This window comes from Pseudomonas sp. FH1 (assembly GCF_000510895.2).
Classification (GTDB): domain Bacteria; phylum Pseudomonadota; class Gammaproteobacteria; order Pseudomonadales; family Pseudomonadaceae; genus Aquipseudomonas; species Aquipseudomonas azotoformans_A.
In genome coordinates this window covers 85,019-94,368 of the sequence record NZ_AOHM01000088.1, presented here as the reverse complement: position 1 = coordinate 94,368, position 9,350 = coordinate 85,019, and the positions used below count along the sequence as shown (strand labels likewise).

Annotated in this window: 15 protein-coding genes; 3 read left to right on the top strand and 12 right to left on the bottom strand. The window is 58.9% G+C overall.

Annotated features, from left to right (window positions below; all coding sequences use genetic code 11):
* Window positions 1–103 precede the first annotated feature (103 nt).
* Genes H096_RS23785 through H096_RS23775 form a run of 3 tightly spaced genes read right to left on the bottom strand, consistent with a single transcriptional unit; the run spans window position 104 to window position 3,152 of the window.
* Window positions 104–715: a hypothetical protein gene (locus H096_RS23785; RefSeq protein ID WP_051422168.1), complete on the bottom strand. Its 612-nt coding sequence runs from the start codon at window positions 713–715 to the stop codon at window positions 104–106.
* Entirely contained in the window at window positions 712–1,023 is a 312-nt protein-coding gene (locus tag H096_RS23780) for a DUF4406 domain-containing protein (protein ID WP_033901784.1), read from the bottom strand. The genes H096_RS23785 and H096_RS23780 overlap by 4 nt, the downstream gene beginning before the upstream one ends.
* A 44-nt stretch (window positions 1,024–1,067) precedes the next feature.
* Complete coding sequence (locus H096_RS23775; protein ID WP_033901783.1) at window positions 1,068–3,152, bottom strand: DNA cytosine methyltransferase; 2,085 nt, start codon at window positions 3,150–3,152, stop codon at window positions 1,068–1,070.
* 87 nt (window positions 3,153–3,239) lie between these two features.
* On the opposite strand from H096_RS23775, the gene H096_RS23770 reads away from it, so the two are divergent.
* Complete coding sequence (locus H096_RS23770) at window positions 3,240–3,776, top strand: hypothetical protein (protein WP_033901782.1); 537 nt, start codon at window positions 3,240–3,242, stop codon at window positions 3,774–3,776.
* 60 nt (window positions 3,777–3,836) lie between these two features.
* On the opposite strand, the gene H096_RS23765 is transcribed toward H096_RS23770, so the two are convergent.
* From H096_RS23765 to H096_RS23740, 7 genes are all read right to left on the bottom strand, one after another.
* Window positions 3,837–4,652: a DUF2303 family protein gene (locus H096_RS23765; RefSeq protein WP_033901781.1), complete on the bottom strand. Its 816-nt coding sequence runs from the start codon at window positions 4,650–4,652 to the stop codon at window positions 3,837–3,839.
* Window positions 4,653–4,678: 26 nt separating this feature from the next.
* Window positions 4,679–5,026, bottom strand: coding sequence for a hypothetical protein (locus tag H096_RS23760; protein ID WP_033901780.1), 348 nt, complete (start codon window positions 5,024–5,026; stop codon window positions 4,679–4,681).
* A gap of 91 nt (window positions 5,027–5,117) precedes the next feature.
* Window positions 5,118–5,417: a hypothetical protein gene (locus tag H096_RS23755; RefSeq protein ID WP_241495538.1), complete on the bottom strand. Its 300-nt coding sequence runs from the start codon at window positions 5,415–5,417 to the stop codon at window positions 5,118–5,120.
* Between the two features lie 11 nt (window positions 5,418–5,428).
* Window positions 5,429–5,710, bottom strand: coding sequence for a hypothetical protein (locus tag H096_RS23750; protein WP_033901777.1), 282 nt, complete (start codon window positions 5,708–5,710; stop codon window positions 5,429–5,431).
* 489 nt (window positions 5,711–6,199) lie between these two features.
* Window positions 6,200–6,481 carry a hypothetical protein gene (locus H096_RS34030; RefSeq protein WP_154845486.1) on the bottom strand — a complete coding sequence of 94 codons (282 nt, stop codon included), beginning with the start codon at window positions 6,479–6,481 and terminating at the stop codon, window positions 6,200–6,202.
* Between the two features lie 63 nt (window positions 6,482–6,544).
* Entirely contained in the window at window positions 6,545–6,799 is a 255-nt protein-coding gene (locus H096_RS23745) for a hypothetical protein (RefSeq protein WP_033901776.1), read from the bottom strand.
* Between the two features lie 21 nt (window positions 6,800–6,820).
* Window positions 6,821–7,210, bottom strand: coding sequence for a helix-turn-helix transcriptional regulator (locus tag H096_RS23740; protein WP_033901775.1), 390 nt, complete (start codon window positions 7,208–7,210; stop codon window positions 6,821–6,823).
* 164 nt (window positions 7,211–7,374) lie between these two features.
* Here H096_RS23740 and H096_RS34025 point away from each other — a divergent pair, with 164 nt between their 5' ends.
* Entirely contained in the window at window positions 7,375–7,581 is a 207-nt protein-coding gene (locus H096_RS34025; protein WP_156717521.1) for a hypothetical protein, read from the top strand.
* Window positions 7,582–7,608: 27 nt separating this feature from the next.
* Here H096_RS34025 and H096_RS23735 read toward each other — a convergent pair whose 3' ends face one another.
* Window positions 7,609–8,154: a hypothetical protein gene (locus H096_RS23735; RefSeq protein WP_033901774.1), complete on the bottom strand. Its 546-nt coding sequence runs from the start codon at window positions 8,152–8,154 to the stop codon at window positions 7,609–7,611.
* A gap of 51 nt (window positions 8,155–8,205) precedes the next feature.
* Window positions 8,206–8,940 carry a helix-turn-helix transcriptional regulator gene (locus H096_RS23730; protein WP_033901836.1) on the bottom strand — a complete coding sequence of 245 codons (735 nt, stop codon included), beginning with the start codon at window positions 8,938–8,940 and terminating at the stop codon, window positions 8,206–8,208.
* 90 nt (window positions 8,941–9,030) lie between these two features.
* Between H096_RS23730 and H096_RS23725 the strand changes: the two genes are divergently transcribed.
* Window positions 9,031–9,240: a Cro/CI family transcriptional regulator gene (locus H096_RS23725; RefSeq protein ID WP_033901835.1), complete on the top strand. Its 210-nt coding sequence runs from the start codon at window positions 9,031–9,033 to the stop codon at window positions 9,238–9,240.
* Window positions 9,241–9,350 lie beyond the last annotated feature (110 nt).

The following is a 9,350-nucleotide window of genomic DNA, read 5'->3' as shown; positions in this document are numbered from 1 at the left end:
TATAGCGGCCGACTTTGAGTTAATAAAAAGTGAGGGAGAGGGCCGAGAATTAAGATTTTCTGGGCTGAGTGAAGATTATCTTGGGTTGAGTACAGATGTACTCCTATCGGGTTTGGGCTGGCTCAGTCTTCACGGCCAGGCCCGCCACCGCCTTGCTGTAGATGAACTTGATCTGATCCCACGAGATTGTGTGTTGCTGCGCGTATTCGCCTTCACCGTCGCAGATCTCACAACCTTCAATGGGCTCTTCCAGCTCGCGGCACTCAGGACACTCTTGGGTGGCTACTAACTTGAACTCGCCAAGCAGAAGCGCTTTGGCGCCATTCTCGGCGGTCAGTCGGCAGGGCATGATGCAGTAGCCGTCGGGTACCACCGCTACCGGGGCAGGCTGCTCGACGCCGAACGCCAGATACGCAACCCACAGACCCTGCACATACTCATCGGCGTAACCGGTTCGATCATCGCCACGGGCTAGGGATCGGCCATCCAGAAAGCCGAACACGGGGTGCTTGGTCGCCATTACCCACTTTTCAAAATATTCGCGCTTGCCTTCTGGGTTTCCGCGCGGCCGTAAGTCAGGCGCTCCGAATTGCTCGCAGATGGCCTCCCAGATATCGAGCGCACCCCCACCACAAACCCTCGCCTTCTCGGCGATCAGCTCGCCCAACTCATCGCTCAGCTCTCGCGGGAAGCTAATCGTTTGGCTGGTGCTCATACAGCCTCCCTCGTTACCAGATCATGGGCATTCACAACCGTCATGCCAAGGCGTTCGGCGATCAGGACTTCCAGGCGTGCCCCCTTCGAGTGCTCCCAGCCGGGCAGGGTGGCCACGGTGTCGCAGTCCATCAGGGCGACAATGTCGCGGCGCATGCAGTCGGTCCAGGTCCCGCCGTCGGGGTTGATCTCGGCGGGGTTGGTGACGGTGTTGCCGCCGGCGCGCAGGCTGGCTGTCATGCTGTGGAAGGTTGGGAAGTTCAGGCCTGGCAGGCCGCTCATGGGCCCGCTGAGGTAAATTCGTTTCACGGGGAGTCCTTGCCGGGCCATGCCCGGTCGGTGGAGTGGGGGAGTTACGCGGCGCGCGCTTGGCTTTGCTCGGTGCGCCAAGGGTCGTTGGCCCGTGCCAGCGCAGCCATCGGCGGCGGGCTGACGCTGTTACCGCACATGTGCACCTGCGGGGTCTTGGTGAATGGCTTGCCGTCGGCGCCGTGACTGATGATGTAGTCGGCCGGAAAGCCCTGGGCCTTGTACAGCTCAGCCGGTTTCAGCATCCGCAGGCAGATGTCGACGATCACGTAGGGCGTGCCCTTGACCATCACGGTGACCATGGCCAGGCGGTCCTTGGTGGTGATCGTCGGCGCCGGCGAGTCGCAAGCGCTGATGTTCTCGGTGCCGTAGTAGCTGATCAGGAAGGCGGCAACCCGCAGGGCACCCGCCTCATGCTCTGGCGAGAGGGTGAGCGACACCAGCGAACTCTTGCCGCCGCCACCGGCGGTGATGGTCGGCGCTGGATCATCCAGGCCCTGGCCAACACTTCCGCCGAATGCCCGCTCCATGAATGCGCTGACCAACCCGTGGTGTTGGCCGCCGGCGCTTATGGTGTGCAGCGGGTCATTGACGTCCCGTGCATCGCAGTTGCCCCGCAGGTGCACCAGGTTCGCCACGGCCAACTGCTGCTGGCTGCCGCTGTTGGTGACTGTGGTCATGGGTTCGTGCATGCCCTTGGCGTGAGTGGTGTTGAATCCGCCGTTGGCCTGGATCATCACCGCGGCGCTGACGGATTGGCCGCCGCCGCTGGCAGTGACGGTGCCCACCGGGCCGCAGATGTCATTCACCCCGTGGGAGCGGCGCTTGTTTGCGCCGGAGCCCTCGCCGTGGCCGGCCTGGACGATGCAGGCCGACGCGAGCGCACGATGGTTTTGTGTCATCAGCGTGCCTACCGGCTGGTCCGTGCCCACCGGCTTGCCGGAGTACTCCGGGCCACCGGCCCCAACCATCAATGGGCTGATCAGAGTCAGCTCACCGTGGTTCGCGCAGGTAACCGTCGGCAGTGGTTCGAGCGGGTCGTTGATCCGGTCGCTGCCCTGGTGCGTTGCCGGTGCGATGATCGGGCTGACCACACTGAAGGCGCCACCCTTCGGGTAGGAGGTGACGGTGCGCAGCGGCTCGTCGGCAGACTGCACCGTTTCACCCGACCAGTTCGCAATCGGGACAATGAACGGCGCAGGGCTGTCGATGACGAATTTCCTCATGCCCTTGGCGACTCGGCGCAGCGTGGCCTGGGCCAGTTCCTTCTTGCGGCCGAAAATGCTTTTTCCCAGGTCGGTGAAGTCGATGCAGTCAGCGGCTGTTTTCCATTTCTGCTGGCCTTTGGCGGGGTTATTGGCGTGGGTAGGCTCCGGCCACACGATTGGCTGGTCGTCGCACCGGGCGATCATGAAAAGGCGTTCCCGGCTGGTCGGCGCGCCGAAGTCGCAGGCCTTGATGACCTTCCACTCAACGACATAGCCCATGCCTTCCAGCAGGGCTACGAAGCGGCGCCAGGTGCGTCCGCGCTGCTTCGGGTCAGGCACCAAGAACTGGTTGGAAACCGGAACCTGTTCGCCCGGCGCCGCCACTCGGTTGGTGGTCGCGCCCTTTTTGCTTGGGTGCGGAATCTGGTCAAGGGTCACCACGCGGCCGGTGGCCTTGTCGCGCTTGGCTATCAACCGGCCCCACTGGAGGATCTGCTTAACATTTTCCAGGCTGATTACCCGGGGCCGCTTCATGCCTGCCCACTTGAGCCCGATCCACGACAGGTTGCGGATCTCGCGCTTGCGCGGCTGGCCGCCGGCTGCCTGGGAGTGGTGCGTGCAGTCCGGCGACATGTGGAACCAGCCCACGGCCTTGCCACCGCACTCGGTGTCCGGGTCACCTTCAAACACGTCGGTGGTGAAGTGCTGGGCGCCTGGATGGTTCATTGTGTGCATGCTGATCGCTTGCGGGCTGTGGTTCTTCGCCACGTTCACGGTGCGGCCCAGGCCCATTTCCAGGCCAGTCCCGGCGCCGCCGCCACCGCAGAAGAAATCGACAACGATCTCATCGTCCTGAGGGTTGAAGCCGAGTCCGTATTGGGTTTTGAAATCGAAGGGGTGTTTCTTCTGTTGTGCGGACATAGGGGATCCTCGCCGGCTGGCGTGATTCGTAGAAGTGGGTTATTTGTGTTCGGCCCGGCTTGGGGCCGGAGGCTGGGGGGATACTCTATGAAACAGCTAGTTCAAAAAAATGACTTGCCGACGTACCTGAGAGGGCTGGCTGCAGCCTCTATGCTCGTTGTCAGCATGAGTACGCCGGTTATGGAAATATCCAGCACGGTTAAATCGACTTATGAAATGGCCTATCTTGCGGAGAACTATGGCCAATTCATTGGCGAGGGGCCTTACATGATCGAAAGCAAAGATGGGCATGAATGGAAAGACACGCCTATGCCAGATCCAGTAATTTCAGGTTATGCATTTGCTTTCACGATATGCGCGACTCTAGTGAGCAACGGCAAGCAAATTGGCGGCTATCAGTCTCTGATTAAGGGCTTGTCGGACTACGAGTATCTGGCGATGACTGAGCTCAGTCCTCGCACAATGGTTGCAACGTTGCTGGTAAAACTACCAACTGTTCCGAGTGAGCTTCAAAAGCTACGTGATTTATTGGCGGCGACAACGGTCATGTTCTCAGTAGATGATGGCTCCGGTTACTTCCATGCAGGAAACACTATGATGGGAAATGGTATTCCACTTGCCTGAACCTTTTGGTCTTGGCGCAATAGGTGAGGCTGGGTCAGGCCGGTTTCCCGGCCAGGTCCTTTACTTCGGATCGAACGAGCCCAGAGACAGTGAAGCGTTGGTACCAATCTTCTCCTGAAGCACCGTCTTGAATTCTTGCGCGACATCCTCACGCTGAACTTCTTCCCCGACCCAGCGCAGCTTTAGTGCTGGTACTGCGCCGCTGGTGATCACAGAAATTCGCAGGTTGATCTGCTGCTCGGTCAACCCTTCGAACGGAATCACGCTGAACAGTAGGGAGGCCGGCAGCGTTTCTTTGCTGCGCGCCTCGATCTGGTCCATGGCGCTGCGGCTGGCGCTGGTATCGCCGACGGTGTTTTCGGATTCGCTGGTGGCCTTGACGGTGATGGTGCGCACCGCGGCGATCGCTTTGGCCACTGGGATTGCTTTGCCTTCTTCGTCTACCGGGGTCAGGTACTGGTGCCAGTCCTCGATCCAGTCGCTCAGCTCTTTCTGAGACATGGCGCGGCCACCGATGGATTGCGCTGCCTTGTAGCCAGCCGATGCTTTCAGCTTCAGCACTGCGCGGTCATCTGCATGGCCTGGCAGCACGTCGGTGCCAAGGTTGAACAGCAGGGTGCAGGTCATTTCGTCCTGGTCGATGAAGCCTTTCGCGGTAGTGATGGCTCGGTCGGCGACGTAGGCGCTGAAGTCGGCCAGCGAATGGGTGGAGTAAATGCCACGGAAGCGGCTACGCCCGGCCTGCCATTTCTCAAGGCTCACGACTTGGCAGTTTTCCGGGAGGACAACGGTTGGTGTCTGGGTGTCCAGCGTCTTACCGCTCGCTTCGAGCGCGGTGTCGGTGATGAGCTGGATCGCATCTTTAGTCAGAGACATTTTTCAGTTCCTTGGGGGGCGAGCGGTTAAGTGCGGGGTTTGATGGGTGCTTCTTCGCGGGTGAAGAGCTGGTCGTGCTTTTCGGCGAAGAGCGTGATCTTGCCGCCGGAGCCGACGTGCATCGGCGTGTCCAGGCTGGTGTTCTCGCTGCGGGTGCCGCGCTTGGTCGGCACCTTGTAGTCGAGCTTGTGCTTGATCTTCACTTGGCTGGATTCGCCGATCTGGCTGAAGTCCAGGGTGATAACCAGCTTGCCGGCCTTGCCGTGGTCAACGACACCAGAGGCAACTTCGGAAAGGGCGTGACCGATCTGGCTGGCGAAGGCGCCGCCATTCAGTTCTTCGAGGAATTCGGCGGTGTTGGTTGCGGTGGACATGGCTGTTTCTCCGGGATGGCCAGTAGGCCGCTGGGTGGGAGGTGTAGCTGCGATTGTCGAAGGCGCTGGCGCACCTGGTTGTTGATGCGTTTCATGGCGCACTGGGGATCTTGAAGTCGTTCTCACGGGTAATGAGCCGTGCACGTCTGTAGTCGATACCAAGTGCGTCGCAGGCGTCGTACAGGGATGAGCCGGAGTCGACCAGCTGCTTCAGGCGTGGCGCGATCTTGTCGCGCTCGGCGCGCAGCTTGTTGCTGTGGCCGCCGCCGTAGGTGCCGGCCTTCTCACCGCTCACGCCCTGGGCGATCTCCTGAATCACATTGCCGGCGCCGAAGAAGGCCTCCATCTGCTGGTTCAGGTTGGTGATGATCGAGTCCCTCGGATCGGGCATCGGAACGCCGATCACTGCGCACCGCCTGAGAGCGTCACCTTCACGCCGTCCGCACGAGATTCCAGGGTCTGGGCGAAGTTGCTGGCTTCCTTCCACGTCCAGCGAAAGCCCTTCACCTTGCCGGTGGCGAGCTCCACGATGTGGTACGCCTTGCCGGCCGTCTTGATCTGGAAACGAATCTTTTGCACTGGCATTTCCTTGCCGATCAGGGCGTAGAAGTCGGCGGTGGCGATGCGGGAGCGAATGTGCAGGGCCGCAACCCCGTCGACGCGCTGTTTGATTGATGGGTGCATGGTGGATACCTCTGTGGGGTTGCGTTTATTCGTCAGCAACCTGACCGCCTGCTGGTTGCCGTTGGGCGCAGGGGAGGGGGCTGACGGATAAAGGCGACCCGTAAAAAAGCCCAGTAGGGACTGGGCTTTTCGTTGCGTTACATAGACCTCCCTATGTCACGCAGGGGTGGCGGTCGAGCGCCTGGGTTTATTTGTGCATGGCTGAAAATCCTCCGCTGTTCGCTCACTGGGTTGGCAGTGGCCACCGTTCTCAAGGGGTGTTGCATGCAGGTGGGCGGTTATAGGCCGCGATTTCGTCCGCATCGGAGATCGCTCGAATCTGGCTGGCGAGTAAACCGTCTTCGCCGCGCTGTTCGTCGCTCTGGCTCAGGTAAAGGTGGCCACCCTGCTATCTCGGGGCAGTCAGCCGAGCGATCTCCGATGCGGCCTGGTGCTGGGAAGTACCAGGGCCTCGGGCAGTTAACGACAGGCTGTCGTGGCGCTGGTTTTTCAGGCTGCGAGCTTTTGCGCCTTTTTCAGCGCTTGATCGAAGCTTTCGAAGTAGTACGTTTTTTCTGGCTTGAACACGCTGCCGATGATGATCATGGTTGCCGCTGGATCTTCTGGGCCTCGGCCGCCCACGAAACCACGTGGACGTGTATCCACGATCAATATCCCGCCCCTTGGTACCTTCTCGCCGAAGCCAAGCACGGTTACGCCTGCTGCTTTGCATGCTTTCTGCCGCTCAGGCTTGAGAGCGAGCAGACCATTCTGATGCGTGTACAGGTTCATGATTCGTCCTCGGTTGTCATCCCGCTGCACCCTGTCGCCAAGGTGCAGCAGTGATGCTGTCCGCTACCCGCGAGTAGGCATATCTCGCTGAGGTCCGCCACGCGCTGGACCGGCAACATCCGCGGCGCTGATACCGGGCCCGAGGATCTTGATGCGCCCCTCGTCGAACCACTCGGACTTCTGCACCTCGTTGAGGCCTTGGCGAATGGGCGGCGCTAGGCAGTACTGATTACAGCCGGTGAGGTACTGCGCCCGGGCGGTGATGGTTCCGTAAAAGCCGGTGACCTTGTCTTCTGCTTTCTGTCCAAGCTCGATCATGATTTTTCTCTCTGGTTTGAATTAAGCGGCTTCGAGTGTTTCGGCGCGGCGGGTGATTCGGACTTGGGCGATTCGCACCGACGGCGGCCGGCGATCGCGGCGCGCTGGTTCGACTGACTGGACGTTGACCACTGCGCTCATGGCCATCAACGCGGCCAGAACGAAGCACATGGGGGAGATGATCTGCCGCCGCATCGCTTCGGCGACCAGGGCAGCCCGGCGGGTGACGCCAAGCTTGTACATTGCGCTGGTGAGGCGTTTCGCGACGGTGGCCGGTGAGATGCCGGCCTCTCGTGCGATTTCCTTCGCGGTGAACCCCAGGGCCACCCACAAAAGAAATTGAAGTTCTCGCGGCGCCAGGCCACGACCGAGGTGACCCTTCCATGTGCCGTTAACGATTTCTGATTCCATCGCTGTGACTCCCGGTTGTTTTCCCAATGCACCCGGCCAACCAGGTGCATCAGTGAAAAATTCCTTCAGCAAACCTTGCGTGCCGATCACTCGGACACGGAAGCAGGCTGTCTTGCGAACTGTTCCCCGAACTCAAACGCCATCTGGCGCCGGGGTCTGTCTTCATGTTTTTAAAGAGCGGTCCCTTTCGGGATGCCTGCATAGAGCCGCAAGGCGTTTCTTCTGGCCGGTTGTTATCCGGCGATGGGCAAAATATAGGACAGCCTTTATTTGCAGTCAACAGGTATGCCTTTATTTTTTTGATTGAGGGAGTTTTCGCCTTTAAAAATGGGGAAAATATTTTCTCGGGGGCAATAAAAAGCCCGGATTAACCGGGCTTTGGATGCGAAGAGGTGGGGTTATTGCGTAGTCGAGTCGCCCACTTTTTCGACCTTTGAGAACTTGAAGAGGAAATCTGGCTCGGTCATTTTCCCTTTTTCGCTAACGTTTTTTACCTTGCCTAAGGCGCCTGAAAATTTCACGACGTTGCCCTCGGCCATCTCTGAAAGCGCCTCATATGCGGGCGTACCATTTTTTATGAGGGTATTCGAGCCTGCGTCGGAGAAGCTGTTGTTCCAGGTGCTCACGGTTATGTTGTCGACGAGAAGCCGAATCGTGACGAAGGCGTCCCCGTCGCCATTGGTTCCTAGCTTTTGGATGGTCCCATACCAGTCAGCGATCTTTCTGGGATCCCCCTGCAGCTTGGCAAAAGCATCCATCCTTTTTTTCGCGACCGATGACTTCTTGAGTTCATTCGGCGCCGCCTCATACTGGGTAGAGTAGTCCTGGACCGTCTCAATGAATCCTCTTTGAAAATCGCTCACTGTCGCTGTCACCGTCTTCGTTTCGGCAGAAACAATGCCGCTCGAAGCGAGCAGGAATAGGAGGGCTGCGATCTTTTTCATTGGTTTCTTCCGTGATTTCCCGCTGTTCGCTGGGGAGGAGGGTAGGGGTTCTTACCAGAGGGCCGAGGACCAAAATACCCGGCCTAGCACTGCAATCTCTTTCTGAAGCATGTCCTGGACTGTGTACTCCTCGTCCGGATGCTCGTCGCGATTAAAGCTCCGCATGCGGATTCCGCCGCCCGGCAGTCGGTACAGAGTTTTTACTCGCAACTGCCCGCCATGGTCGATGGCGTACATTTTTCCGTCAGTAATAGATGTCGTTCCGCGATCAACACCAACGGTGCTGCCATCCGGCAGAACTGGCTCCATGCTGTTTCCGGAAACGGTCACGCACACCGCTTCCGACGGCTGAACGCCTTGACGGCGCAGCGTTATTTTTCCAAAGCGAAGCTTCTGTTTGGGCGACTGTTGGACGGAGGTAATTCCCGTGCCTGCGGACAGTTCGACTTCCTTGAGAAATGGCACGTAGACCTCGTCATCATCCAGCGGTGTGTCATCGTCCCATACATCTATAGGGCCGAGTAGTACCGCGTTTGATTCGATGGTCGAGGTTGTTTTGTCGGGCGGCGGCGAGTACTTGCCTTCCGGTGATCCCGTTCCATCCGAAAGCCAAACAGGGTCAACACCACATATCTGGGCAAGCTTTATCAGATGCCCAGAGGTGCGTGTCAGGCCGCGCTCAATTTCCGATACGGATGCCTGCTTTATGCCAGCGCGCTCTGCCAGCTCGACCTGGGTCAGGCCTGCATTCTTCCGCGCTCGCTTCAATCTGTCTTTGAGTTCCATGCCAGACAATTTATAGGCCAACCTTTAGAGTTGCAAAAAGGTATCCCTTTCCATAGGATAAAGGCATCCCTTTATATGGGCGGAGATTTGATGAATACCACTTTCAAAAAGCTCGTTGAGCATTTCGGTTCGCAGTCTGCGACCGCGGCCGCCCTAAAGGTTAAGCAGGGCTCGGTCAGCGGCTGGGTTCGCGGACTTCATGGCTGCTCAGCTGAAGTTGCGCTGAGAGCTGAAATCCTTACTGGCGGGAAGATTCTTGCTCGCGACTTGCGACCAAGCCTTCCAGACCAGGCTGCCTGACTGTTGAGCCAATTATGAGGCGACACCACACCCGAGGCAGCACTTCGCATTCAGCTGTTGATTCATCCAGTACTTAAACGACAGGCGCAAAAAAGCCGGTGGCTAGACCG

Excerpts from the sequence above, each read along its gene's own strand:
- H096_RS23750 (WP_033901777.1), bottom strand. The coding sequence starts at position 5,710 with ATGCACCCATCAATCAAACAGCGCGTCGACGGGGTTGCGGCCCTGCAC.
- H096_RS23740 (WP_033901775.1), bottom strand. The coding sequence starts at position 7,210 with ATGGAATCAGAAATCGTTAACGGCACATGGAAGGGTCACCTCGGTCGT.
- H096_RS23725 (WP_033901835.1), top strand. The coding sequence starts at position 9,031 with ATGAATACCACTTTCAAAAAGCTCGTTGAGCATTTCGGTTCGCAGTCT.
- H096_RS23755 (WP_241495538.1), bottom strand. The coding sequence starts at position 5,417 with ATGCCCGATCCGAGGGACTCGATCATCACCAACCTGAACCAGCAGATG.
- H096_RS23735 (WP_033901774.1), bottom strand. The coding sequence starts at position 8,154 with ATGAAAAAGATCGCAGCCCTCCTATTCCTGCTCGCTTCGAGCGGCATT.
- H096_RS23760 (WP_033901780.1), bottom strand. The coding sequence starts at position 5,026 with ATGTCCACCGCAACCAACACCGCCGAATTCCTCGAAGAACTGAATGGC.
- H096_RS23775 (WP_033901783.1), bottom strand. The coding sequence starts at position 3,152 with ATGTCCGCACAACAGAAGAAACACCCCTTCGATTTCAAAACCCAATAC.
- H096_RS23785 (WP_051422168.1), bottom strand. The coding sequence starts at position 715 with ATGAGCACCAGCCAAACGATTAGCTTCCCGCGAGAGCTGAGCGATGAG.
- H096_RS23745 (WP_033901776.1), bottom strand. The coding sequence starts at position 6,799 with ATGATCGAGCTTGGACAGAAAGCAGAAGACAAGGTCACCGGCTTTTAC.
- H096_RS23765 (WP_033901781.1), bottom strand. The coding sequence starts at position 4,652 with ATGTCTCTGACTAAAGATGCGATCCAGCTCATCACCGACACCGCGCTC.
- H096_RS23730 (WP_033901836.1), bottom strand. The coding sequence starts at position 8,940 with ATGGAACTCAAAGACAGATTGAAGCGAGCGCGGAAGAATGCAGGCCTG.
- H096_RS34025 (WP_156717521.1), top strand. The coding sequence starts at position 7,375 with ATGTTTTTAAAGAGCGGTCCCTTTCGGGATGCCTGCATAGAGCCGCAA.
- H096_RS34030 (WP_154845486.1), bottom strand. The coding sequence starts at position 6,481 with ATGAACCTGTACACGCATCAGAATGGTCTGCTCGCTCTCAAGCCTGAG.
- H096_RS23770 (WP_033901782.1), top strand. The coding sequence starts at position 3,240 with ATGAAACAGCTAGTTCAAAAAAATGACTTGCCGACGTACCTGAGAGGG.